We start from the raw sequence: 24375 nt of genomic DNA, 5'->3' as shown, positions 1-24375 counted from the left end.
AAAATGTTGGAGGTTGAAGAACGCAGGCCCGATCTGGAGCCTATTGAAACGGCAGGACGGGAAGACCTGGCAGCGCTGCAACTGGAGCGCATGCGCTGGTCAGTGCGGCACGCTTATGAGAACGTAAAGTTCTACAAAGACAGCTTTGATGCAGCTGGCGTGCATCCTGATGATCTGCAAAGTCTTGCTGATCTGGCGAAGTTTCCATTCACCACCAAGCAGGATTTGCGCGACAATTATCCGTTCGGGATGTTTGCTGTTCCGGAAGAGGATATCTGCCGCATTCATGCATCCTCTGGCACCACAGGCAAGCCAACCGTTGTTGGCTACACCAAGAAAGACATTGAAACCTGGGCCGGTGTGGTTGCGCGTTCCATTCGTGCAGCAGGTGGTAAGCCGGGTGACAAAGTGCACATCGCTTATGGTTATGGGCTGTTTACAGGCGGTTTAGGCGCGCACTACGGGGCGGAAGCGCTTGGCTGTACTGTTATTCCAATGTCTGGCGGTATGACAGAGCGGCAGGTGCGGCTGATTGAGGATTTCAAACCAGAGATCATCATGGTCACCCCGTCTTACATGCTCTCCATTCTGGATGAGTACCGCAAAGAAGGGCTGGACCCGCGCAAGAGTTCCATCAAGATCGGCATCTTTGGAGCTGAGCCATGGACCAACTCCATGCGCGAAGAGATTGAACAAGCCTTCGACATGCATGCGGTTGATATCTATGGACTTTCAGAGGTTATGGGTCCGGGTGTGGCGCAGGAGTGCGTTGAGACCAAAGATGGTCTGCACATCTGGGAGGATCACTTCTATCCGGAAATTATTGATCCGGTAACGGGTGAGGTTCTGCCAGATGGATCAGAAGGTGAGCTGGTGTTCACCACGCTGACCAAGAAAGGCCTACCGATCATCCGCTATCGCACCCGCGACTTGACCCGCCTGATGCCGGGCACAGCCCGCAAGATGCGGCGTATGGAGAAGATCACTGGTCGGTCTGACGACATGATGATCGTACGCGGTGTGAATGTGTTCCCGACCCAGATTGAGGAGCAGATGCTGCGCTGTGACGGGCTCTCCCCTCACTACCAGATCCAGATTGCCCGTAAGGGGCGTATGGACCAGCTGACCGTCAACGTGGAAGCCGCTGCACATGCAACGTCTGACGCTGATCGGCTGGCAAGCGCCAAGGAACTGGCGGTTCATGTGAAAAACAACATCGGAATTTCGGTTGGGGTAGACGTGGGCCTGCCAAATTCCATAGAACGAAGCCAAGGCAAGGCCACGCGGGTTATCGACCTGCGGCCTAAAGAAGATTAACGGAATTAAAAAGCATGGCGCGCACCAGAGCAGCGGATTATGACGACAAACGCAAATCCATCTTAAAGTTATCGGCGCGCGCCTTTGCGCAGCAAGGCTATGACAAAACCTCGATGGCACAGCTCGCCAAGATCTGTGGGTTCTCCAAGGCTTTGCTCTATCACTACTACGAGAACAAGGAGACGCTGCTGATCGACATCATCAGCGCTCACCTTGAAGAGCTGGTTGATGCGGTGGAAAGTGTTGCTCAGGCAGAACAAGACCCACTGGAGCGTCTGCGCGGCCTGTGCCGTGCTTTACTGCTGGCTTATGAGGACGCAGATTCTGAGCATAAGCTGCAGATCAACGAGCTGTCCTTTCTTCCAACTGAGAAGAAACAGGACATCATTGAGCTGGAGCGCAAACTTGTTGCCATCTTCGCCAAAGCAGTTGCCGCCACAAACCCGCAGTTTGGCGATGGTAGTGCCCTGATCAAGCCCGTTACCATGAGTCTGTTTGGCATGCTCAACTGGTCTTATCTATGGTTTAAACCGGGCGGCGACCTGACCCGCGAAGGTTACGCGGATCTGGTGGTGCAGTTGTTGCTGAACGGCTCGCAGTCCATACAAGGTACGGTGGCGAGCTAAGCCTCGCCTGCCGCTCTTACGATTTCACCAGTGCCTGCGCTGCAAGTTGCTGCATCATGTCAATGTAGCGGGCTTGCGTCCAGTTGCAGTCGATACGCAGCTGTTCCCAATTGCGGACGGAGAGGATTGTGAGGAGCATATCGGTCGCTTCCACCTCGCTCATGCTGTCTGTTAGTGCGCCATCTGCTTTAAGCGCCTGAACCGCTTTTTCGCAGCCATCACGAATGGCGCAGATTCGGTCATTCCAAGCGGCAGCTGCCTCTTCATCGGTCTCCTGCATGGCCATCAAAGCTTTGGCCACACCAAAAATCGTCGGGGTGTAATTGCCCCAGGTTTCGACCCAGGCCTCCAGCCTTTGCGTACCGGATGCAGCGCTTCGGCTTTTAGCCAGCTTTGCCTCTATGTCGTGCACTTCATCCAGATAACGCGTTGTAGCGGTGAGCAAATCTGCCCGATTGGGAAAGTGCAGATAGAGCGCTTGGCGGCTGATTTTTGCTGCCTTTGCGATGTCTGACATGCGCACAGCACTGCCGTTTCCGGCCTCCAGCAACTGCCATGTGGATTTGAGGATGCGATCACGTGTGGGAATATTCTGACTTGACATGATGTCAATATAGGTGCAATTGACACGATGTCAACTTGACATCATGTAAAGCAAGAAAGGATAGGGCCATGAAAGTTATCGTATTTGGTGCAACGGGCACTGTTGGCAGGCTTGCCACGGAGAAGATGCTGGCAGATGGGCATGAGGTGACGGCCTTTGCCCGCAGCCCGAACAAGCTGCAGATTGAGCATGAAAGCCTGACGCTCCGAGCTGGTGATGCAACGTCCCGCGATGCTGTCGCAGCCGCAATTCAGGGCCACAATGCCGTGGTAATTACGCTTGGCGCTGGCATGTCGCGCAACAGCACCATCCGGTCTGTTGGTACGCGCAATGTCATTTTAGGTATGCAGCAACATGGGGTGAAGCGGCTGGTCTGTCAGTCCACACTTGGAGCACATGAGAGCTGGTCCAACCTCAACTTCTTCTGGAAGCGGATCATGTTTGGCGCGTTGTTGCGACCTGTGTTCAAGGACCATGAACTGCAGGAAGAGCTGGTGCGGGTGAGCGGTCTGGACTGGACTATCGTGCGGCCCAGCGCGTTTGCTCCAGAGCTTGCAACTGGCAGCTATAAAGAGGACTTCCCAGCCACAGACCGCCGTCTTTCTTTGAAGATTGCGCCTTCAGACATTGCCGGATTTCTCAGCCGCCAGCTCTCAGAGGCGCAGTACCTTCACCGTGCTGTGGGGATCTCCACTTGAGGTCTTATCGCGAGGGGCAACCGGAGTTAAATCAGAGATTTCTTGCATAAGCCGCTGCTTGCGTAGACCTCTTCAGCTGCCAAAACAGCTTCTTCTTTGCTGGCGCGTTGTCCGTCCTCGATGAACTCTGAGCCATCGCTTACAAGGAAGTACCAGACAATCTGACCTCCCTCCTCTGTGTATCTGTTCACCTGCATGAGGGCTTTGGGGTCGTCTGGTACACGGCCCACGCCTTTCCCGTCCCCAACCTTTGCTCCTTCAGCGGGACCCCAGATGTATTTCAATTTTCCCACTTTCTCTCCCTCTGATACCTTTGCCATGAGAGCTCCCACATAACGAGAATAAGCAATCTGAGAGGCTATTGTACCAAGCGCCTTTGTTGCTTCCCCTCCGGATGCTCTCACAAGAGCTTCATGCAAAATCTGCCATTGCCACATAAGGGATGGGGGCATCGCCAACTCTTCCCAAAGCAAGATTGCCACTTCAAGGGACTGAAAGGAGCCGCCGATGAAAGTGTTTCTTTTGCCGTCTTTCTCTTTCCAGTAGAAGCCAGGTAGCCATTGCATGCTTCCGCTCCATATGTTCACTTTATGTTCTACATCAGCAAATAGGTTTAAACAAGCCAGTAGAATGTACTGAGCGAGGGGGAGCTTTCACCCTGTACTATGTCTGTGTTTTGCCCGGATTGAGCTTTGCAGTAAAAATGCAGCTTGCAAGACTCTTTTATTTTTCCGAGAGTTACGGGAAGACTCAAGGAACAGACCCATCATGAAAACAGAACGCGAAAAGATGGAAGCGGGTGAATGGTACACCTGCATCGATGACGAGCTGGAAACGTTGCGGCAAGCGGCCTACCACGCTGTACATGAGCATCGTACGCTGCACCCGAGCAAGCGTGGCTGGATCAGCCCTGCCCTACGTGCGCTGCTTGGCAGTTCCACCGACAGCACAATCATCGAGGCGCCGTTTCATTGCGCTTATGGCATCAACATTCATTTGGGAGAACGGGTTTTCCTCAATGCGGGTTGCACCATTTTGGATACAGCGCCTGTGCGAATTGGTGACCAGACCATGCTTGGGCCGAATGTGCAGATCTATTGCGCCCAGCACCACAAAGATGCAGAGAAGCGCTGTGCGGGACTGGAAGTCGCAAAGCCGGTGACCATTGGCAAGCGAGCATGGATTGGCGGGGCTGCGATCATCATGCCGGGCGTGATTATTGGTGATGAGGCCATTGTTGGCGCAGGCAGTGTGGTGACCAAAGATGTGCCCGCCGGAGCCACCGTGGTAGGTAACCCCGCGCGGGCGAGAGGCTAACTCTCCAAAGAGAGAAACTGGCTGCCGGGTTTCCCATGCAGCCAGTTTGGATCGGGGTCAGGCTTCCAGCGTTTGGTGCCCGGCCTCTGTCTTTGGGGCTGCTTGTCTCTTTCCAAACCACATTCTGCTGATGAGGCGATCTCGCAGGATAAACTGGTGAAACGCCCATCCAACAACATGCAGCACAAGCAGAGCGGTCAGCACGTTTGCGATGACACCATGGGCGACACGTGCCGGATACACCGTGAGGTCTGCGGGGAGTGGGGCTCCGGAACCGCCCAGCGTTATTGCGAAGAGATCAGCGTTATAGGCCATGACGAGACCAGAGAGCACCATACCTGCAACCAGCGCATACATGGCCCAGTGGGTCAGCCCAGCGGCAGTATTGAGTGCGGCTTTTCCCGTGTCTGCTTTTGCAGGCTTTGTTGTTACAAAACGGGTGATGAGGCGCAGGAGGATGAGCACGCCGATGGTCATGCCCCAGATGATATGCCCAGTCATGCCAGTGAGTTTTTGCGGGTCAGTGCTTTCCATAGCTGCCATCATGGGCCCTCCCACCACCAGCGCCATAAATATCATCAGGGCGAGGATCCAGTGCAGGGCTACTAAGGCCGGGTGATAGCGTGTTGTCATCGGGTGTTCCAATCATCAATCTTCAACGGAACCAGCGGTGGGTTCCTGATTATGTCTGGAGTGCATTTTACGTTACCTAATGAGAACAAGAATGATATAATAAGAAACAAGGCATTACTCTGATGTAACAAGAGAGACACGATGAGGTCACTGGACTGGGAGCTGTTGCCGTCTTTTCTTGCTGTTGCGCGGGCGGGCAGTTTGAGAGCGGGCGCTGAGTTGCTTCATACCAATTATGGCACTGTGAACCGCAACATTCAGGCTCTCGAGGCCAGTTATGGCGTGGCATTGTTTAGTCGCTCCACCAAAGGCTTCAAACTGACTGATGCTGGCGACACTGTGCTTCCGTTTGCCGAGCAGGCAGAACAGGTGATCATCAATGCGCGCAAACGTGTTGAGGGGCTGGACAAGAGCGAAGCGGGGACGCTCCGCTTTTCTGTCACGCCCACGTTTGCCTATGATGTGATTTCTCCAATCATCAGCAGGTTTCAGGAGGCCTATCCTGATATTCAGGTGGAGCTGAGGCTCACTTCTGCCGTTGAGGAGATCAACAAGGACGAGACAGATGTCTCTCTGCGTGCGGCCTATGAAGTGAGCGAGGATGTGGTTGCCCGCAAACTCTACCCCATAGCCATCGGCATCTATGCAAGCCAGGCGTACATTGACGCCGCGTTTGCGCAGTCCGGGTCACAAGGCTCTGGTCTTTCCTGGATCGGCTGGCCAGGTGACGCACACACGACCAACTGGGTCGCTCAAAGCCCCTTTCCTCACGCTGACATCCGGCACATGGTGTCCGATGGATATATGCGCCTCCGGTTGTTGCGAGAGAACTGCGGTCTCTCTTACCTCCCTGTGGTTTTTGAACGGTTCTTTCCTGATTTGTGCCGCGTGCCCGGCACCAAGACTGAGTTGGGGCAGTCGCTTTGGATTGTGCTTCACGCAGACCTGCGCAAAACCGTCCGCATCCGCCGCTTTGTGGATTTTCTGGCTGAGGAACTCATGGCCCTGAGAGAGGACATGCAAGGCGAGCTTTACAGGCGCTAAAGCAGTTCGCTTAAGTGCTGGTCACAATAAGCTCAATTGCAGGTTGGTAAAGCTGCGTATAGGCTGTGGGCATCTGATCATTCCAGCAAACATAAGTGACCTATGAAACTGTTTTACGCTCCCGGCACCATTTCAATTGCCGTTGCCATTGCCCTTGAAGAATCCGGTGTCCCTTACACCACGCACAAGATCGACTTTAAGAACCCGGAGGTCAGCCGTCCGCAGCTGTTAGAGGTGAACCCGAAGGGACGTGTTCCTGTTCTGGTGACAGACCATGGCGTTTTGACAGAGGCCGGTGCGCTGCTCGATTACGTTGCTGATCTTGCCCCGGATGACAGTCTGAAGCCTTCGGATCCTTACAAGGCCGCCAAGATGCGGGAGGCCATGTACTATCTGGCTTCCACCATGCATGTGAACCATGCCCACAAACTGCGCGGTGCCCGTTGGGCAGACAAGGAAGCCAGCTGGGACGACATGCGCGCCAAGGTGCCGGAAACCATGACTGCCTGCTGCGCCTATGTGGAAGAGAACATCGTCACCGGCCCTTACGTGCTAGGCGACACTTTCAGCATTGCTGATGCCTACCTTTACGTGGTCAGCACCTGGCTCAAAGGCGATGGAGTGGACATCACACCATTTCCAAAGTTCCACGCCTTCCAGAAGCTGATGGAAGAGCGGGATTGCGTGAAAGCGGTGAAAGCTGCGGGGATGCTGGGTTAGGTTCTCAAGCCAGAGAATGCAGCTGCCGCTTTGTATCTGGGGCAGCTGCTTTACATGTGGTTAGAAGCATACGCCCTCCCCTATACCCCCAGCTTCACGACCACGTTGAGGAGGGTGTCGCGGAGGGATTGGACTTCTTGTGTGGTGAGATTTTGGTAGATGACACGGCGGTCGCCAGCCATGACACTTTCCATGGCTTTTTCAACCGTGGCTTTGCCTTTCTCTGTCAGGCGTACGATTTTGCTGCGTTTGTCGGTGTCGTGGTCAATGCGCGTGACGAGGCCGTCGGCTTCCAGCTGCTTGAGGATTTTGGTCATGCCGCCGGATGTCATGAGCAAGGAGCGGTAAAGATCACTGGGGGACATCTCTCTCGGCTCAGGGCGGCCACGCAGAGCAACGAGCACTTCAAAGGCGCCGTTGGTCAGGCCATAGGCTTCCAGCTCTTTGGTGCAGCTTTGATCAAGGACCTCGCTGAACCGGCTCATACTGAGAAACAACTCCGTTTCAACAGAGATGGCTTCCGGCCAGTTCTGGCGCATTTGTTCAAGGGATTTGGCCAGTGGAAAGGCTTTTGACATGAGATCCTCATCTGTCGGAGGGCAATAGAGCCTCATAGCGACAAGCTACCCGATTCCGGGAAGTGCGCCGATACCGATCACATAGCAGAAAATTAAGTTGCATACTGACATGCGTCAAAATTGCTTCCACGGCAACTTTCTTAGTCATAAAATGTCGTAGTTGTGAGGATTTCCCCTTCAAATCGGGGCAATTTTTGAACACCACAGATCGGCCAACCCTGCAATCTGTGGCGGCCAGAGGTCATCGAGGGTTGGGCTTTGCTTCAACCACTTTCTTCTCTTGCAGCAACAACCAATGATATTAGCTTTTCAAACTCGCGCCGAGCGATAAAGCGATGCTCGATGCAATATTCAGTTTCGCGGGCGGCGGGTTTGCGGCATGAGAGAATAAGCTGCATTATCGCCTCTTTTCCGGTCATTTTTTCACTACGGGTCAGGGGTATAAATCGCTTCAGGAACTCGGTGGTGTCTGACTGGTGGATGATAACCGTATTCCATTTGGGGATCACTATGAGTGCCTGATTTCCAAGCCCCCACGCCCAGAAAGTACCCTCAGGCAGACCAGTCTCTTCTGCGGGTATCCACCACAGATATCCATGCCCGTTTCGCAGCCCACCAAAGCCTGTTTCAGTGAAATCGGTCGTAATGAGGTCTATCCAGTTTTCAGCAAGAATGCGTTGTCCGCCAGCTGCTCCGCGATTGAGGTAGAGACTACCAACTCTTGCCAGATCACGTGCAGACATTTTGAACATTGCTGCCCTATGTTCGGATTGCTGAGGATCAAACATATAAGACACGGCAGAGCGATCAAAGTCTTGCATCCCGACAGGCTGTGCGACCCCGACATCAAACAGCTCTGCAATCTCGGAGCCTGTTGCATTCTCAAAGACTGTCGTCAGCGCGTTATAATCCCAGTTGTTGTAAGCCCAGATGGTACCCGGCTGGTTTTCTGTATGCCCCAAACGCCTGTCTATATCCGCTTGCAGGCTACCTGATGCGGCTGCAGGGTGGTTAATACCTGAAACACTTCGCAGCAAATGGCGAACGGTTGTTTGTCGCTGCAACTGCGTTAGCGGAACCGGGGCGTCATCAATGCCCTGTTCCAGCAGCGTCGCCTCCAGGCGCAGTTCGTTTGTGTGCGAAGCCAGTTGCTGACCAACCAGAGCGCTCAGAAGCGATTTTCTTATCGAATGAACACTGTAGGACTTTGAAAGATTACCGAATGCGCCAACTCTTTGACCATTGGTGACAATCATGAAGCTGTCAGTGCTCAAACCGGCAGCGTAGTTAAAAACTGCGTCCAGCCTCTTTGGGTCCCAACCCAAATCCTCGATCTTAGCTGCGTCAAGTCGGGTTACATTCAGATCTCGGATGGGCCGTTCCTGACGTCCCCGTCCACGTTCTCCGGTCTCTATGAGATAGGTCAGCACAGATGCAGCAACCAGCACAATGGCGAGCGCAATTAATAGGTAACGACGTTTCATAGGAAGCACACTTTCGAAAAGTCAGCCTTTGGAATTCATTAAAATCAATTGAGATTCGTTTCTAAATCAACCCAAAATCAGCCACAGTCTGGGAAAATAGTAAACTAGGAAATTGCATTTGGATAAAACACAGAGCGGTGGCAGCTTTGAGTTCTGCCGGACCGATTCCCAGTATGGCATTTCAATAGTCAGCATGAAACATGGTGGCTCAGTGTGATCGCTTATCATTCACTCAGATCATCACAGTTCTATCAGCTTTCCAAATTAAACCTTGCCAGAAAGATAGTTTGAATATATCTATCCAGAAAGCTACTTAGATAGATAGGTGTGACATGAGAAGTTTCTGGGACAGAGTTCGACACTCCGTGCTGTTTGAAGGGATCGCCCTTTCCATCGTCGCGGTATTTGGAAGCTGGATTACTGGTCATTCCATTTCAGAGATTGGTGTTCTTGGACTGGTCATGTCCCTGATCGCCATGGGCTGGAACTTTCTTTACAACTGGCTCTTCGACAAATGGTATGTGGCCAACCGTGGCGCCAAGCCAAGGACCGTTGCCTTGCGTATTGTGCACGCCCTGTTGTTTGAGGGCGGGCTGCTTGGATTTGGCATTGTCGCAATCATGTGGCTTCTGCAGATGAATTTTGTTCAGGCATTGCTGCTTGATATCGGCTTTGCGATGTTCTTTCTGGTTTACGCCTTCGTCTACAACTGGGTTTACGATCTGGTGTTCCCGGTTCCGGTTGCAAAAGCCGTTTGAACGTGTGGTGCTGACATAAGAACGCAAGAAAAGCCGGAATAACGCAAATTCCGGCTTTTCCTTTCAAACCAACGCAAACTGTCGTTTTGATAGATCAGATATCGTCGTAATCGACTGTTACATCATCTGTTTTCGGTCTGGACTGGCAAGTGAGCACGTAGCCGGCCTCAATCTCCCAAGGTTCCAGCGAGTAATTGACGGCCATGTCGACTTGACCGGAGACCACCTTGGCGCGGCAGGTGCAGCACATTCCGCCCTTACAGGAGAACGGTGCTTCTATGCCCAACCGCAGGGCACCATCAATGATGGTTTCACCCGGCTCCAGAGTGACGTCGTGGCGTGCACCATCAACGATCATGGAGACCTTGGCCTTATGGTCTACAGCGCTGGAATCCTTGGCTTTATGGGCTGCGTGCGGGTCACCGCCATCAGCAGGTACAAAGAGCTCGTTATGGATGTGTTCCAGCGGAATGCCATGACTTTGACAGGCTTGTTTGGCTGCCTCAATCATATCGCCCGGGCCACAAAGGAAGACGTGGTCGATGCTGTTCTCACCAACGGTTTTGGTGATGAATTCCTCAATCTTTTCAGATGTTAAGCGACCATTGAAGAGGCTCAGTTCCTGCTCTTCACGAGACAGAACATGGTAGACACTCAAGCGATCAAGGAAGCGATCCTTCAGGTCATCCAGCTGATCCTTGAAGATCACGCTCTGGGAATTCTTGCTGCCGTAGAACAGGAAGAAGTGGCTGTTTGGCTCGTCCTCCAGCACAGCCTGCACCATGGACATGATTGGCGTAATGCCGGATCCTGCTGCAAAAGCGGCATAAACCCTTGCTTCTTCAGTGGTTCCTCTTGGAAGATTGAAGCGGCCCATCGGGGTCATCACATCAATCTCATTGCCAACAGAGACATGATCCAGAGCGAAGCTTGAGAAGCGGCCACCCTCCACTTTCTTGATCGCAACGCGGATGTCATCATCCTTGGGAGACGAGCAAATGGAGTAGGATCGGCGGGTGTCTTCGCCATTAATAAATTCGCGCAGGGTGAGATACTGCCCTGGAATAAAAGAATAATCTGACTTCAGGTCCGCAGGAATTTCAAAGGCGATAGAGACAGCTTCCTCTGTTTCCTGATGGACTGACTTGATCTTCAATCTATGAAACCGTGGTGACATGGTTTCCTCCCTTACATCTGCCGGAGCCTTTCAGCCGAGCGGGTCAGATGCACTTGAAATAATCAAAAGGCTCAGAGCAATCGTTGCAGCGGTACAGCGCTTTGCAAGCAGTAGAGCCAAACTCGGAAATGCGACTGGTGTTGGCAGAGTTGCACTTGGGGCAACGGACTTGCTCCTCGCCAAACAAGGCCCGGCGCGAGGCCTTGCCGTTTGGAGGTGCAATGCCGTAAACCCTTAGTTTTTCACGCGCTTTTTCTGAGAGCCAATCGGTGGTCCAGGCTGGAGTGAGGACGGTTTTGACGTCCACCCTCTCAAAACCAGCGGTGAGCAGAGCCGCTTCAATATCGAAAGCGAACATGCTCATGGCCGGGCAACCGGTGTAGGTTGGTGTGATGGTCACCTCTACAGAACCATCTGCCTGCACGTGCACATCGCGCAAGACACCAAGGTCCTCAATGGTGAGCACCGGCACCTCAGGATCGGGCACATCGCACACCGCATTCCAGGCCTTTTGATCCAACTCAGATCTCAGAATTTTCGCTGCAACTGCCATGGGTTAGCTCCCGATCACCACTGGGCTTGTGGGAACGAGCGCTGCAGATACTGCATTGGCGACAGAATATGTCCCAGATGCTCGCTGTGCTCGCCCTTACGGCCACCTGTCTGCATCCAGCTTTCAGTCGGGCGCTCCAGATTGGCACGTGCCAGAACGGTGTTCACCGTCTCGTCCCATAAGTGCTTGATAGACATAGGATCTACAGCAACTTCTTTGGCAACTAATGATGATACAACTTCGTCACATTCAAACATCTCGCCGGTGTACATCCAGAGGAACTCCAACGCATCACTTATGCGATTGTGGCTTTCCTCGGTGCCGTCTCCCAGACGGATCACCCACTCAGCAGAATGGCGCAGATGGTAAGCTGCTTCTTTCTCTGCTTTCGCTGCCAGTCCGGCCAGTTGCTCGTCTTTTGAGTTCATCATCGCTTCCCAGAACGGGTGCATGAACGCGGAGAAGAGGAACTGGCGCATGATGGCATAGGCGAAATCATCATTGGGCTGTTCAACCAGCAGAAGATTGTTGAACTCACGCTCAACCCTATGAAAACACAGGGCATCTTCGTCGCGACCTTTGCCTTCGATTTGCCCTGCATAGGTGTAGAGCTCACGGGCATGACCGATGAGATCAAGCGCGATATTTGTGAGTGCGATGTCTTCTTCCAGGTGAGAAGCGTGACCACACCATTCGCCCAGTCGCTGGCTCAGAATTGCGGAATCGTCAGCCAGCCGCATGCAATATGTAAATAGTGCCGTATCTGTCATCATGGCCTCCTTACATATTCGCAACTTCATCAGGCAACTCATAGAACGTCGGGTGGCGATAGATCTTTGAAGCTGTTGGCTCAAACATCTCGCCCTTCTCGTCCGGATCATTCGCGATGATTGCTGCTGATGGGACAACCCAGATAGACAGCCCTTCTCCGCGGCGTGTGTAAACGTCTCGCGCTGCCTGCAAAGCCATCTCCGCGTCAGCAGCATGGACAGAACCTGCATGTCTATGGGACATGCCATTGCGCGCTCTGATGAATACTTCCCAAAGTGGTGTTGCTTGTTCGCTCATGTTCTGCCCTCCCTTAAGCAGCTGATTTCTTTGCGGCTTGCTTTGCAGCGTACGCCTGCGCAGCCTCGCGCACCCAGGCACCGTCCTCATGTGCCTTGATGCGGTCTTTCATCCGCTGCTTGTTGCAGATGCCATTGCCTTGAATGGTGTTGTAAAACTCGTCCCAGTCTGGTTCACCATGCTCCCAGTGCCCCGTTTCCTCGTTAAGTTTGAGGTCAGGATCCGGCAGAGAAATGCCAAGAACCTTTGCCTGAGGTACTGTGGCATCGACGAACTTTTGACGAAGCTCATCGTTGGTAAAGCGTTTGATCTTCCACTTCATGCTGGCGGCAGAGTGCTTGCTGTCCTTGTCAGAGGGACCAAACATCATCAACGCAGGCCACCAGAGGCGATTGACGGCGTCCTGTACCATCTCCTGCTGCTCTGCAGTGCCCTTCATCATAGCAACGAGAAGATCGTAGCCCTGACGCTGATGGAAGCTCTCTTCCTTACAGATGCGGATCATTGCACGGGAATATGGCCCGAAAGAACAGCGACATAGCGGGATCTGGTTCATGATCGCAGCACCATCAACCAACCAGCCAACGGCGCCAACATCCGCCCAGTTGAGCGTTGGGTAGTTGAAGATGGAAGAGTATTTGGCTTTGCCGGTCAGCAACTGATCCACCAGTTCCTCGCGGGAAACACCCAGGGTTTCTGCGGCGGAATAGAGGTAGAGGCCGTGACCACCCTCATCCTGAATCTTGGCAAGCAAGATGGCTTTGCGCTTCAAAGATGGAGCCCGCGTCACCCAGTTTCCTTCTGGCAACATGCCGACCACTTCTGAGTGCGCATGCTGAGAGATCTGCCGGACCAGCGTCTTGCGATAGGCCGCTGGCATCCAGTCGTTGGGCTCAATCTTCTCTTCACGATCAATGCGAGCTTGAAAAGCTGCAAGCTTCTCTTCGTCCTCAACACCAGCCTCAACTGCCGGGTTGTTCAATGCTTGCGTGTACATAGGTAAGGTCCCTCCCAAGAGCACACCAATGTTCGTTTCCGCTTCAATATGTCACAGAATACCATTCTCACAAGTATTTTTTGTAACATTTAAGGGTGCATTTTAGGACAATTCTAAATTCGCTAATGATTACAAAGGTTGGAACCGTTCAAAAAAAGCAGGTTCAGGAGATGGCAAAGCGCCCTCTGCATTCTTGGCGTTAGAATCAAGCCAGACCTCACCGTGATCTCTCAGGGTGTTGTAGATGCCCGCTGCAAGTTCTCGTGCGACGCTTCCCTCCCACTTATCTGGCAGGGCTTGTAAAGGCAGCTCAGGATCTCTGAGAACCAGTCGCCGGAGGTCATGGATCAGAATGATGCGGATGATCAGAGCTGTTTCTGGTGCAATAGGAGCACGGCTTCCACACTCAAGAAGTGCTTGCAAGCCGCTGTAATTCTCAATGAACTCGCGGTATCCCTGCTGCAAGCTCTCCAGGTTCCAGGCTTGCCGGGCAAGCTGCACGGCTTTGTCAGAAGGTGCCTTGGATTGCATAAACACGACCTTCTCTGAGGATTTGGGCAATTGCTGGCCGATGTCCGGTTTAATCAACACGTTCGGCGCGATCACGCCAAAGCCCTGATCTGTCAGGCGTTCCCGGCGTTCAGCCCGTCCCTCCCCTTCACTCAGAATTGCCGTGATCCAGTTGCCATTCCCGTTCGCCGGACCGCGGGCATAAATGCGCGGCGTTGCCTGATCAAAAGCCTCGCGGCCCATTTTGGTAAGGCGATAGAACGAGTTGCGACCGATGCGTGTGCGCTCCAGCCAGCCATCACTGGCCAGACGAGACATGGCGGTGCGGACCACTCCGGAGTTGATCCCAACCATCTGCATGATCTCGGTGATGTTTCCCATCCAGAGCTCGCCACCACGCGGAGCAACGCAGTCTCCAAAGATCGAGATGATCATGGACCATGAGCGGATTGGCTTTTGCGCGTGAAAGCGATCAATGAGCTTTTGTTGTTCCGTTTCGAGAATGCTCACGTTCACACGCCTTTTGAAGTTCAGAAGCTGCATATTTGTAAGGGGTCAATGCGCTTTTGTGCAAGTTTCTGTTTGAAAAGAGCAATAATGAGCAAGGCAAAGAAAAAGCCGTAGGCGTGTACCTCCGGCTTTAATTCATCTACTCAACAAGACCAGCTTATTTTGCAGTTGCGTCAGTGATGCGACCAGCCAGTTTAGGCTCGTATGCACCGCCCTGCGCTTTCAGGAAGTCAGCAAGTACGAACTCAAGGCCTGGGCCGTAGTCGTATGCGTTTTTACCTTCTGCTGCAAAGATCTTGTAGCCGTCACCACCGTTACGAACGTAGTTGTTGGTTGCAAGCTTGTAGACTTTGTCTGCTTCAATTGCAGAACCGTCTTCCAAGGTTACTTCAACAACACGCTCACCAGCAGGCTTGGATGCATCGAAGGTGAACTTCAGACCAGCAACCTGTGGGAAGCGTCCGCCGCCTTCTTCGATCTTGGACAGACCGTTTTCCAGAGCAGTTTTGATGAACTTACCCTGAAGCTCGAAGGTCGCCAGGGTGTTCTGGAAAGGAAGAACTGCCAGAGCTTCGCCCATGGTTACTTCGCCAGCGTCGATAGAAGCACGCAGACCACCACCGTTGGTGATTGCGATTTCAACGCCTTTGTCTTTGGTTGCTGCAATCATAGCGTCAGCTACGAGAACACCCATTTCACACTCACGTGCGCGGCAAGACTTGCGGTCACCATCTACTGGCGCTGCAGTTGCGCCGATAACTTCGGTGCGAATTTCGTCAAGCGGACCAGCAAGTTCTGCGATACGTGCTTTGGTTACTTCGTTTTCGGCAACCTTCGCGTCCATGATGATTGGCTCGCCAACAGCTTCGATCACGTCGCCGTTGTCGTCGAACTTCACGTTCAGCTCACCAAGGAATTTGCCGTAAGCGTATGCAGATACGATCGCAGCTTTCTTACCGTTTGGAGCTTCAACCCAAGTTGGGTATGGGCCTTCAGCACGGTCAGAAGTGTTGGACAGATACGTGTTGGTGTGACCGCCAACAATCACATCAATACCGTCTACAGCAGCAGCGATTTTCTTATCAACGTCATAACCGGAGTGAGACAGAACGATGATCTTGTTCACACCCTGCGCCTGAAGCTCAGCAACGTGTTTGTTAGCTGCTTCGATTGGGTCGTAGAATGTAACATGATCGCCAGGGCTGGACAGCTCATGAGTGTCATCTGGCGTCAGGCCGATGAAACCGATTTTTTCGCCGTCACGCTCAACGATAGAGGTAGGCTTCAGAACGCCGATCAGCTTGCCTTCTTTGGAGAAGTCAGCGTTTGCAAGAAGAACCGGGAAGTTCACGATATCCATGAAGCCACGCAGAACTTCTGGGCCATCGTCAAACTCATGGTTGCCGACAGTCATTGCGTCGTAACCAAGAGTGTTCATGAACTCAGCAGCAGCCTTACCTTTGTAGTAAGTGTAGAACAGAGAACCCTGGAACTGGTCACCACCATCCACGAGGATAGAGTTTTTAGCAGCCGCACGGCGCTCTTTGATTGCTGTTTCCAAACGGGCAGTGCCACCCAAACACTTGCCTTTTGCATCATCCTTTGCGGAACAATTCGAGTCGTACTTGTTGATTGGCTCAATGCGGGAATGGAAATCATTCGTATGCAAAATGGTCAGATCAAATTCTGCCATAGCCGGCGCGGAAACGCCAAAAGACAACAAAAGCGCAGTTGCGCCCAAGAGATGCTTTTTCATAGGTCTTGCCTTTATTCAATTGCCCCAAGCAATTTAACGAGACGGCTACGCGAGAATCTCTATATCCGCGCAAACCTCCCAAGAACACGCTCGGTACAATTGCCCATAACTGTGACAGGCACAAGACTAAAGGAGATATATTTCGCCATCTAACTGAAAAAAAATTCAGAGCCTGACTTTTTAATCGCGAGCCTTATTAGTACCTATTACAAGGGGTAGGATTGTTGAGAATCCTTATAATATATCAACTTGTTGGCTCAATAAATCAGAGGTAGAAAACACCCGAATTTGGTAAAATTTATCGAAAAAACCCTTAGATTCTCGAAATATTTATCCCCAAATGCTCAGTGCAGAATACGTGAATTTTCTAGGTCAGTGATATCAGATTCAGAGAACTCTTCCTCAACCGCGGGTACGGAATAATGACCACTCAACCACTTGTTGAGATCCACCTGTTTACACCTGTCTGAGCAAAACGGCTTTGTTGCCTCTTGCGCTGGTTTCTCGCAGATCGGGCATTTTACTGATGGCTTCTTCATCATCTCTCTCAACTGCTAGTTTTGATCTTCGCAGATATGGCTGTTCACCTATCCGGCTCAGCAGAGCATCTGCCAGTGCCTCTAGCCAGAAATCTACAGGACATCAAGAGATAAAATCAGATCATTTTGATGGTTTTGTCGAATTTGGAGTAACGTTGCGTCAGCCCCCCCTTCACAACTGCAAATTATCTCCTAAATTTAAGGCGTTAAACAGTTTAGGTGCAAACAACTTTGCAGTAATTAGAGTTCAGACTAAGATTAGCCATAGGCAGGCACTTTTGAACATGTTCGTATCCTTATCCGAACACCAGAACCACCTTTCAGGGATATACTCTGAGTTCTGCATGGATTTGAAAGTATCTCGCGAACACCGGGGAAGCGTATAATGAACAATGAAGTTTCTTGGATCCTGACAGCGCACCTGGTCACCGCGGAACCAAAAGTCTTTGAAGGACTGATGGTAGAGATGGTGAAAGCAGTCCAGCAAATGCAGGGTGATACCACAGCTTATGTCTGGTACCTGAGCGAAGACGGGCAATCCTGCGAGATTTTTACGAGCTTCAAGGACAGCAACTCAGCAATGTTGCACCTGACGTGGTTCTCCAACACCTATGCCAAGCAGTTTATGGACACATTGCACCCAACAGGCATGACGGTTTATGGCAAACCAACTCAGGAGCTGCGAAATGCACTTGCGAGCCTGTCACCACGATATGTGCAAACTGTTGGTGGGTTTGCGCGTTAACCTTCTCCTGCCTATGCAGCAGGTACGGCATCTTCGTCCCATGTTTTTTGGGTTGGATAGCCAGCTGACTGTAAAAGGCTTGCGGTCTCCAGCAGAGGCAAACCGACAACGCTTGGGTAAGATCCAATCACACGCGCAATAAACGCGCCAGCAAGGCCCTGAATAGCGTAGCCGCCTGCTTTACCACGCCACTCCCCTGAGGCGAGGTACTTTTCTGTGTCATGAGAAGACAAACGACGGAAACGTACGCGGGTTTCAACCAGTTTTGTGCGAACCACGCCATCAGGCATGTTCACGCAAACGCCGGTGTAAACCTTGTGCATGCGACCGGAAAGCAGTTGAAGGCAGACGCTGGCCTGCTCCTTACTCTCGGCCTTCGGCAGGATGCGGCGTCCTACTGCAACAACTGTGTCAGACCCCAGGATGATGGAATGCGCTTTTTCGTCATCCCGGTCGATCAGAACACGTGCAGCGGCGGCTTTGCCGCGTGCAAGTCTTTGAGCCAGCGCGCGCGGGCTTTCCCCACGCACAGGCGTCTCATCAATGTCTGCAGGCAGGAGGAATTCCGGTTCTATACCAATCTGCTGAAGCAACGCCAGACGACGTGGTGACCCGGAGGCCAATACTAGCGGCAGTTCTTTGGTCATATGCCAGTTCCCCGATGAATTACAGACCAGAGCTCAACTAAGGCAGGCTCATCATGAACCCGCGCTCAGTGGATCGCTTATTTATAGCGATAGGTGATACGACCCTTTGTCAGGTCATATGGTGTCATTTCCACGAGCACTTTATCGCCAGCCAGAACGCGAATACGGTTTTTACGCATACGACCAGCAGTGTGAGCGATAATTTCGTGATCGTTTTCAAGTTTCACACGAAAAGTCGCATTAGGAAGGAGTTCGACGACGACGCCTGGAAACTCCAGCATTTCTTCTTTAGCCATTAGGATTCCTGATTAGTTAAATGGAATTTTCGCGGAACCTACCGGATAACTCGCCAAAAGTGAACAGGCTACCTCCATTTCTTGGAGGGCAGTTTGACGAGTTTTACCGCTTATTCCTTGTTTTGGGGTGGAAAACACATGCAAAGGCCACGCGTAGAGTATTTTCAGCAGCTTATTGCATACGTTGTTCTATCTTTCTCTTAAGCGTATCACGCACCGCTCTGTACGCATCCATGATCTGTGAACGGCTTCCTGTTGCCACTGTCGGGTCAATCGTCGGCCAGTACTCAACATCGACGTGCTGTGCGCGTGTCAGCTCCAATGCCATGTGGTGGGCCTCCGGAGCAAGCGTCACAATGAGGTCGAACCCGTCTTCGGCCAGATCCTCAAATGTTTTTGGATGGTGATTGCTCAGGTCCATCCCAAGCTCATCCATAACAGAGTCGACAAACGGATCACGTTCGCCTGCAAAGACGCCACAGGAGCGCGTGTAGACCTGTTTGGGGTAGAGCAGTTGGGTCAAGCCCTCTGCCATCGGAGAGCGTACGGCGTTCATTCTGCAGATAAACAGGATGGAACTTGGCCGTGACATAAACTCGGCCATACTTACCCCCGGTGCTGCAAGGCGCAAATGAGCGTAAACAGTCGTCGGGCGGTTTGATGGTCGATGGTGATTTTCCCTTTCAGGCGCTCTTCCAATATGCAGGCGCCGTCGTCGTGTAGTCCACGACGTCCCATATCGATTGCTTCGATCTGCTTTGGTGAGGCACTGCGAATTGCATCGTAGTAACTCTCACAGATCATGAAGTAGTCTTTAATGATCTTCCTGAAAGGGGTGAGCGAGAGGATGTGGGTTGCGATTTCGCTGCCCATTTCATCCCGAACTCCCAGCACAAGCTTACGCTTGATCATAGCCAGGTCCAACCGGTACGGGCCCTGATCGGGCCCGACCGGAGAAAACATGTTTTCCTCTACCAGATCAAAGATCGCAATTTTTCGCTCCCGCTCGACGTCTTTGTCGGCGCGCACAATAGAATCCGGATCAAGGACCACCTCAAAAAGGCGTTCTATTCCTTGTTGTCTCTGTTCTTCGTTTACAGGGACTTCCTTATTCATCAAGCGATCTTTTCCGTCCTGGATCAATTAACTAGTGGTTTAAGCGAATAGAGACTGAACGTCCATGCGCCTGCAGACCTTCCACTTCTGCCAGTGTGACGGCCGCAGGGCCGATCTGTGCGAGGTTTTCCGGGTTACAGCGCAGAAGCGAAGTTCTCTTTACGAACTCCAGCGTAGACAGACCAGAGGAGAAGCGCGCCGAGCGAGCCGTCGGCAGCACATGGTTTGAACCGCCGACATAATCGCCGATCGCTTCTGGTGTGTAACGTCCAACAAAAACTGCGCCAGCATTTCTCATTTTTGGCAGCAGTGCATCAGGGTCCTCAACACACAGCTCAAGATGTTCTGGTGCAAAACGATTGGAGAGCACCATTGCATCATCTAAATTGTCAACGGTGATGATCGCTCCGAAGTCATTCCAGCTCTGACGCGCAACGTCTGCACGTGGCAGCGTGGTGAGCTGACGCTCCACGGCCTCTTCTACAGCCGCTGCCAGTTCTTCGCTGTCCGTGATGAGAATAGACTGCGCAACCGGATCATGCTCTGCCTGAGAGAGCAGATCGACAGCAACCCAGTCCGGGTTGTTATCTTTGTCAGCAACGACGAGGATTTCGGATGGGCCAGCGATCATATCGATGCCGACAGTTCCGAATACGCGGCGCTTTGCTGCTGAAACGTACGCATTGCCAGGACCAACAATCTTGGAGACCGGTGCAATTGTTTCTGTGCCATATGCCAGCGCACCAACAGCCTGGGCGCCGCCTACGCGGTAGATCTCAGAGACACCAGACATTTTAGCTGCTGCCAACACGAGTGGGTTGAGCACGTCATCAGGGCTTGGAACCACCATCACGATGCGCTCAACGCCAGCAACCTTTGCAGGCACGACATTCATCAGCACAGAGGATGGATAGCTGGCAAGACCGCCAGGGACATACACACCAACAGCTTCCACTGCAGTCCAGATGGCGCCCAGCTCTACGCCGATGGCATCTTTGTAAGTGTAGCTTTCGGGCAGCTGCTTTTGATGGTGGGAACGAATACGATCGTGGGCAAGCTGCAAGGCTTCCAGTGTTTCAGCAGGGATTTGCGCAACAGCTGCCTCAATCTCCGCTTCAGTTACTTTCAGCTCGTCCATAGATTTGGCCGACATACGGTCAAATTTGTTGGTGTATTCGAGCACAGCTGCATCACCGCGCATTTCGACATCCCGCAGAATGTCGCGCACGATATGATCCACATCCTCTGAAGTTTCCCGCTTGCTTCCAAGCAGGGCACGAATTTCTTCTTCGAAACCTTCAGACTTTGAGGAGAGCTTAATCGCCACGTTATCGTTCCCAATTTACTATAATTCCCGGGACTGTTCTTCCCGAGATGATGTCAGAATTTTCGAAATGCAGTCCAAGCCTTCAGGTTGTGCCGGGATTTTACGAAACTATCCCGCGCTTTCCAACTAGCCTTCTAGATCATGTTCAGGTCTGCTTTCAGTTTCCCAAACGGAGCCCAGATCTGCCAGTTGCGCTTCGATGCACTCGATATTTGCTGCAATAGCAGCCCCACCGGAAAACTCAAGCTTCAACTGACCAGCCGGTGCATTTGTCTCTTCAAACAGCACACAGAGCAAAGACAGGACCATGTCTTTGTTTGTCTGGTTGATTTTCTGAGCTTTGACCGCATCCACCCGCGACACAGAAAGAACGGACCGTGCCCGCATTCTTCGTTTCTGGTTGTTTTCGTCTGTTTCCCAAAGGTATCGATTCATTGTCAGCACCAGACGGCGCTCAGCAGGTAAGTACTTGATATCTGCGAGTTTCAGAACACTGTCCTGCACCATGGAAGAGATGATCTGCAAATCTTCCTGATCCAGCGCCATCAGCTTCATTGGTTTTACCTGTTCCATATTAATCCCTTGCAGATTTTCCTAGCCTCACGCACCGTATATAGCGCGAGACATCCTTACTATTACAACAATTTACAGAAAAACATCTATGAATGAACGAAGCAGATTTCAAGCATGAAGGTGTGATCCAGTTTCTTTGAGAATATCTCCATGAAAAAACCCGGACTGAAAAACAGACCGGGTTCAAATCATTTGCTTCGTTTTCGTTAGGCCGAGATACGCTCGATCACCGCACCGCAGCGAGACAGCTTCTCTTCCAGCCGCTCAAAGCCGCGATCAAGGTGATAGACACGACTGACCGTCGTTTCACCTTCCGCCGCCAAACCAGCGATGACGAGAGAAACAGATGCGCGAAGGTCTGTTGCCATAACCTGAGCACCGCGCAGGGTTTCAACGCCCTCCACAGAAGCCACCTGCCCGTCCAATGTGATCTTGGCACCAAGGCGTGCCAGTTCCTGAACGTGCATGAAACGGTTTTCGAAGATGTTCTCAGTAATCTTGCTCACACCCTTGGAGCGGGTCATAAGCGCCATGAACTGTGCCTGCAAATCTGTTGGGAAACCCGGGAACGGCTCAGTGGAAACGTCTACCGGGCTGATACCAGCACCGTTGCGCTTAATTTTGAGACCCATATTGGTTTCAGTGATTTCTGTTCCGGTCTGACGAAGGACATCCAGTGCACCTTCGAGAAGATCGCCGCGCGCACCTTCCAGAGTTACTTCACCACCCGTCATTGCCACTGCCATGGCATAGGTCCCGGTTTCGATACGATCAGGAATAACCGGATGGCGATGTGCGCCCAGGCTGTCTACACCCTGAATATGGATTGTGTCGGTGCCAGCACCTTCAATCTTTGCACCCATGCCAATCAGGCAGTTTGCGAGATCGGTGACTTCTGGTTCCTGAGCGGCGTTTTCGATTACGCTCTCGCCCTTGGCCAGTGTCGCAGCCATCATGACTGTGTGTGTTGCACCTACGGAGATTTTCGGGAAGACGACACGGCCACCTTTCAGGCCGCCCTTGGCATCTGCCTGAACATAGCCGCGATCCATCTCGATATCAGCGCCAAGTGCTTTCAGACCGTCGATGAAGAAGTCAACCGGACGCGTCCCGATTGCACAGCCGCCTGGCAGAGACACACGGGCTGTATGCATACGTGCGAGTAACGGACCGATCACCCAGAAGCTTGCACGCATTTTGGACACCAGCTCATATGGAGCTGTTGTGTCGACAATGTTGCTGGCATTCAGGTGAATGGTCTGGCCAGTCATTGTATCCTGACCTGCCCGTTTGCCGTCGACCGAATAATCTACACCGTGATTGGAAAGAATCTGAGTGAGAAGTGCGACATCGCGCAAGCGGGGCACATTCTCAAGGGTCAACGTATCTTCGCAGAGCAGTGACGCGATCATCAAAGGCAGCGCAGCATTCTTCGCGCCTGAGATCGGAATAACACCATTAAGCTGATTGCCACCAACAATACGAATTTTGTCCATACTTCTATAACCTCAATAAAGCCCGCGGCGGGAAACACAAATTTGAAGAAGAATTGATCGTGTCCACTAACATCAGGGCTGTGGCATAAGCAAGGCAGCGCTTCTGCCTAGTTTCTTCCCCAACGGTTTTCCCCAATAGATCCTGCTGATATTTCGCATTAGCAGGACTTACAAGGACCGCAACATCCTACTCCGCCCAAAACCTGAAGTTTCGGCGAGATTTCCATATATTTCTAATTTAGCGATAAATGCTAGATTTTTACTTAACGCCCTCGCGATTGAGCAAAGCGCATGCAGCAATCTCTAGGCTTCGTCGGTGTTCTTCTTAGCTGCCTGTTTTCTGCGACGCAGATTGGCGCGTAAGGCTTCGGCCAAACGATCTGCTTTTGGGTCGTTTTTTGGCTTTGCTACGGACTTTGACTGGCTGCCCGTCGTTTCGGTTTTCTTTGAATCTGTCATGCTCAACAGGTACACGAGGACGGGATTGAAGCCAAGTGCCCTAATATACGACAAGTGCATGGCAATGCTCTCATTTCACTGTGTTATTCAGTTTCCACAGAACTGCCAATAAAACCCCTTGCAGGTTTAAAAGGGTTATGACATAAGCCTCCTCGTTCCGAGGGCGCTGCCTGCGGAGCACTTACCTCGTTGCAAAATACGCTGGTTTGGAAGATACGAGAAGCACTTAAGTGCTTCATATTTATGCGATGCTGCCGTAGCTCAGGGGTAGAGCACTCCCTTGGTAAGGGAGAGGTCGAGAGTTCAAATCTCTCCGGCAGCACCATTCTTCTAACAGCACTGCACAAATTTCGGCGCGCTGCCGTAGCTCAGGGGTAGAGCACTCCCTTGGTAAGGGAGAGGTCGAGAGTTCAAATCTCTCCGGCAGCACCATTCTTCTCTATAATCGATCGTTTCACCGATTAACGTCATGCGTATTGCTTTCCTGTTGCGCGTTCAGTGAAATCTGATTTTAAAAAATCACTGAATTTTAGAACAATCTACAACTCTGCCGTGAGCCCTCTCTAACGCGCAGACTTTTCTGAGGGCAAGCAATCGCACTTATCAACGGTAATCCATCGATAATCCAAAGCGGTCGCGAAACAAACAAACTCACCCGAACACATAAATATCAGCTCAATGAAATAAAATTCCACGTTCTTGAGCTGAGCTCTACATGCCTTTGCGGCACTGTGCCTGAGATGCAACGTGCCACAATTCGACCAAATTTCATCTTGGAGTTGGTTTACATGTGACGGGAGTCCTGCGACGTTTCTGTGGTCTTGGGG

Annotated in this window: 29 protein-coding genes and 2 tRNA genes; 10 read left to right on the top strand and 21 right to left on the bottom strand. The window is 52.0% G+C overall.

Annotation, left to right across the window (positions count from 1 at the left end; genetic code table 11):
• Positions 1-3: 3 nt before the first annotated feature.
• Both paaK and PsAD13_RS09430 read left to right on the top strand, forming a co-directional pair.
• Positions 4-1317: a phenylacetate--CoA ligase PaaK gene (gene paaK, locus PsAD13_RS09435; RefSeq protein WP_063317945.1), complete on the top strand. Its 1314-nt coding sequence runs from the start codon at positions 4-6 to the stop codon at positions 1315-1317.
• 14 nt (positions 1318-1331) lie between these two features.
• Positions 1332-1943 (top strand): TetR/AcrR family transcriptional regulator, encoded by a 612-nt coding sequence (locus PsAD13_RS09430; RefSeq protein ID WP_063301759.1) that lies wholly within the window; start codon positions 1332-1334, stop codon positions 1941-1943.
• 16 nt (positions 1944-1959) lie between these two features.
• Here the strand turns inward: PsAD13_RS09430 and PsAD13_RS09425 are convergent, their stop codons facing one another.
• Positions 1960-2547 (bottom strand): TetR/AcrR family transcriptional regulator, encoded by a 588-nt coding sequence (locus PsAD13_RS09425; protein ID WP_063317944.1) that lies wholly within the window; start codon positions 2545-2547, stop codon positions 1960-1962.
• A gap of 68 nt (positions 2548-2615) precedes the next feature.
• On the opposite strand from PsAD13_RS09425, the gene PsAD13_RS09420 reads away from it, so the two are divergent.
• Positions 2616-3245 carry an SDR family oxidoreductase gene (locus tag PsAD13_RS09420; RefSeq protein ID WP_063317943.1) on the top strand — a complete coding sequence of 210 codons (630 nt, stop codon included), beginning with the start codon at positions 2616-2618 and terminating at the stop codon, positions 3243-3245.
• Positions 3246-3271: 26 nt separating this feature from the next.
• Here the strand turns inward: PsAD13_RS09420 and PsAD13_RS09415 are convergent, their stop codons facing one another.
• Positions 3272-3811 carry a hypothetical protein gene (locus tag PsAD13_RS09415; protein ID WP_063317942.1) on the bottom strand — a complete coding sequence of 180 codons (540 nt, stop codon included), beginning with the start codon at positions 3809-3811 and terminating at the stop codon, positions 3272-3274.
• A gap of 199 nt (positions 3812-4010) precedes the next feature.
• On the opposite strand from PsAD13_RS09415, the gene PsAD13_RS09410 reads away from it, so the two are divergent.
• Positions 4011-4562, top strand: a complete 552-nt coding sequence (locus tag PsAD13_RS09410; RefSeq protein WP_153040721.1) for a sugar O-acetyltransferase — start codon at positions 4011-4013, stop codon at positions 4560-4562.
• A 57-nt stretch (positions 4563-4619) separates the two neighbouring features.
• Here the strand turns inward: PsAD13_RS09410 and PsAD13_RS09405 are convergent, their stop codons facing one another.
• A complete protein-coding gene (locus PsAD13_RS09405; RefSeq protein WP_082830458.1) occupies positions 4620-5195 on the bottom strand; it encodes a cytochrome b/b6 domain-containing protein in 576 nt (191 codons plus the stop codon).
• A 141-nt stretch (positions 5196-5336) separates the two neighbouring features.
• On the opposite strand from PsAD13_RS09405, the gene PsAD13_RS09400 reads away from it, so the two are divergent.
• Positions 5337-6239 carry a LysR family transcriptional regulator gene (locus PsAD13_RS09400; RefSeq protein ID WP_063317941.1) on the top strand — a complete coding sequence of 301 codons (903 nt, stop codon included), beginning with the start codon at positions 5337-5339 and terminating at the stop codon, positions 6237-6239.
• Between the two features lie 102 nt (positions 6240-6341).
• Positions 6342-6959, top strand: coding sequence for a glutathione S-transferase family protein (locus PsAD13_RS09395; protein WP_063306634.1), 618 nt, complete (start codon positions 6342-6344; stop codon positions 6957-6959).
• A gap of 80 nt (positions 6960-7039) precedes the next feature.
• On the opposite strand, the gene PsAD13_RS09390 is transcribed toward PsAD13_RS09395, so the two are convergent.
• Together PsAD13_RS09390 and PsAD13_RS09385 are read right to left on the bottom strand one after the other, a co-directional pair.
• Positions 7040-7537 (bottom strand): MarR family transcriptional regulator, encoded by a 498-nt coding sequence (locus tag PsAD13_RS09390; protein ID WP_063317940.1) that lies wholly within the window; start codon positions 7535-7537, stop codon positions 7040-7042.
• Between the two features lie 263 nt (positions 7538-7800).
• Entirely contained in the window at positions 7801-9021 is a 1221-nt protein-coding gene (locus PsAD13_RS09385) for a serine hydrolase (RefSeq protein WP_063317939.1), read from the bottom strand.
• 332 nt (positions 9022-9353) lie between these two features.
• Between PsAD13_RS09385 and PsAD13_RS09380 the strand changes: the two genes are divergently transcribed.
• A complete protein-coding gene (locus tag PsAD13_RS09380; protein ID WP_084404675.1) occupies positions 9354-9779 on the top strand; it encodes a PACE efflux transporter in 426 nt (141 codons plus the stop codon).
• A 94-nt stretch (positions 9780-9873) separates the two neighbouring features.
• Here the strand turns inward: PsAD13_RS09380 and paaE are convergent, their stop codons facing one another.
• The 8 genes from paaE to yacG all read right to left on the bottom strand — a co-directional run bounded on the left by paaE (position 9874) and on the right by yacG (position 16892).
• Positions 9874-10956 (bottom strand): 1,2-phenylacetyl-CoA epoxidase subunit PaaE, encoded by a 1083-nt coding sequence (paaE, locus tag PsAD13_RS09375; RefSeq protein ID WP_063317937.1) that lies wholly within the window; start codon positions 10954-10956, stop codon positions 9874-9876.
• 43 nt (positions 10957-10999) lie between these two features.
• Positions 11000-11509 carry a 1,2-phenylacetyl-CoA epoxidase subunit PaaD gene (paaD, locus tag PsAD13_RS09370; protein ID WP_063295676.1) on the bottom strand — a complete coding sequence of 170 codons (510 nt, stop codon included), beginning with the start codon at positions 11507-11509 and terminating at the stop codon, positions 11000-11002.
• Between the two features lie 14 nt (positions 11510-11523).
• Positions 11524-12282, bottom strand: a complete 759-nt coding sequence (paaC, locus tag PsAD13_RS09365) for a 1,2-phenylacetyl-CoA epoxidase subunit PaaC (RefSeq protein WP_084404674.1) — start codon at positions 12280-12282, stop codon at positions 11524-11526.
• A 7-nt stretch (positions 12283-12289) separates the two neighbouring features.
• Entirely contained in the window at positions 12290-12577 is a 288-nt protein-coding gene (paaB, locus tag PsAD13_RS09360; RefSeq protein WP_054664467.1) for a 1,2-phenylacetyl-CoA epoxidase subunit PaaB, read from the bottom strand.
• A gap of 13 nt (positions 12578-12590) precedes the next feature.
• Complete coding sequence (gene paaA / locus PsAD13_RS09355) at positions 12591-13574, bottom strand: 1,2-phenylacetyl-CoA epoxidase subunit PaaA (protein ID WP_057464988.1); 984 nt, start codon at positions 13572-13574, stop codon at positions 12591-12593.
• 129 nt (positions 13575-13703) lie between these two features.
• Complete coding sequence (locus tag PsAD13_RS09350; protein ID WP_152986801.1) at positions 13704-14594, bottom strand: PaaX family transcriptional regulator C-terminal domain-containing protein; 891 nt, start codon at positions 14592-14594, stop codon at positions 13704-13706.
• A gap of 157 nt (positions 14595-14751) precedes the next feature.
• The gene (locus tag PsAD13_RS09345; RefSeq protein WP_063287348.1) at positions 14752-16350 is read right to left on the bottom strand and encodes a 5'-nucleotidase C-terminal domain-containing protein; all 1599 of its coding nucleotides are present in this window, start codon (positions 16348-16350) and stop codon (positions 14752-14754) included.
• A gap of 344 nt (positions 16351-16694) precedes the next feature.
• Complete coding sequence (gene yacG, locus PsAD13_RS09340; RefSeq protein ID WP_057464985.1) at positions 16695-16892, bottom strand: DNA gyrase inhibitor YacG; 198 nt, start codon at positions 16890-16892, stop codon at positions 16695-16697.
• Between the two features lie 382 nt (positions 16893-17274).
• Between yacG and PsAD13_RS09335 the strand changes: the two genes are divergently transcribed.
• Complete coding sequence (locus PsAD13_RS09335) at positions 17275-17634, top strand: hypothetical protein (RefSeq protein ID WP_063317935.1); 360 nt, start codon at positions 17275-17277, stop codon at positions 17632-17634.
• Between the two features lie 11 nt (positions 17635-17645).
• Here the strand turns inward: PsAD13_RS09335 and PsAD13_RS09330 are convergent, their stop codons facing one another.
• From PsAD13_RS09330 to PsAD13_RS09295, 8 genes are all read right to left on the bottom strand, one after another.
• Positions 17646-18281: a Maf family nucleotide pyrophosphatase gene (locus tag PsAD13_RS09330; RefSeq protein WP_057464983.1), complete on the bottom strand. Its 636-nt coding sequence runs from the start codon at positions 18279-18281 to the stop codon at positions 17646-17648.
• Between the two features lie 77 nt (positions 18282-18358).
• Positions 18359-18577, bottom strand: a complete 219-nt coding sequence (gene infA, locus PsAD13_RS09325) for a translation initiation factor IF-1 (protein ID WP_008549604.1) — start codon at positions 18575-18577, stop codon at positions 18359-18361.
• A gap of 172 nt (positions 18578-18749) precedes the next feature.
• Positions 18750-19181: a low molecular weight phosphatase family protein gene (locus PsAD13_RS09320; protein ID WP_208980475.1), complete on the bottom strand. Its 432-nt coding sequence runs from the start codon at positions 19179-19181 to the stop codon at positions 18750-18752.
• 2 nt (positions 19182-19183) lie between these two features.
• Positions 19184-19693 carry a UPF0262 family protein gene (locus PsAD13_RS09315; RefSeq protein ID WP_057464982.1) on the bottom strand — a complete coding sequence of 170 codons (510 nt, stop codon included), beginning with the start codon at positions 19691-19693 and terminating at the stop codon, positions 19184-19186.
• Positions 19694-19724: 31 nt separating this feature from the next.
• Entirely contained in the window at positions 19725-21020 is a 1296-nt protein-coding gene (gene hisD, locus PsAD13_RS09310; protein ID WP_063295669.1) for a histidinol dehydrogenase, read from the bottom strand.
• Between the two features lie 126 nt (positions 21021-21146).
• Positions 21147-21593 carry a DUF2948 family protein gene (locus tag PsAD13_RS09305; RefSeq protein ID WP_057464980.1) on the bottom strand — a complete coding sequence of 149 codons (447 nt, stop codon included), beginning with the start codon at positions 21591-21593 and terminating at the stop codon, positions 21147-21149.
• Between the two features lie 206 nt (positions 21594-21799).
• Positions 21800-23089: a UDP-N-acetylglucosamine 1-carboxyvinyltransferase gene (gene murA / locus PsAD13_RS09300; RefSeq protein ID WP_063302329.1), complete on the bottom strand. Its 1290-nt coding sequence runs from the start codon at positions 23087-23089 to the stop codon at positions 21800-21802.
• Positions 23090-23392: 303 nt separating this feature from the next.
• The gene (locus PsAD13_RS09295; RefSeq protein ID WP_057464978.1) at positions 23393-23608 is read right to left on the bottom strand and encodes a hypothetical protein; all 216 of its coding nucleotides are present in this window, start codon (positions 23606-23608) and stop codon (positions 23393-23395) included.
• Positions 23609-23798: 190 nt separating this feature from the next.
• Here PsAD13_RS09295 and PsAD13_RS09290 point away from each other — a divergent pair.
• Together PsAD13_RS09290 and PsAD13_RS09285 are read left to right on the top strand one after the other, a co-directional pair.
• Positions 23799-23873 (top strand) — tRNA-Thr (locus tag PsAD13_RS09290).
• Between the two features lie 32 nt (positions 23874-23905).
• A tRNA-Thr gene (locus PsAD13_RS09285) sits at positions 23906-23980 on the top strand.
• Positions 23981-24375: the final 395 nt, after the last annotated feature.

The organism is Pseudovibrio sp. Ad13, assembly GCF_001623225.1.
Classification (GTDB): domain Bacteria; phylum Pseudomonadota; class Alphaproteobacteria; order Rhizobiales; family Stappiaceae; genus Pseudovibrio.
Note: the sequence above shows the minus strand (reverse complement) of the source record. Positions and strands in the feature narration are given on the sequence as shown.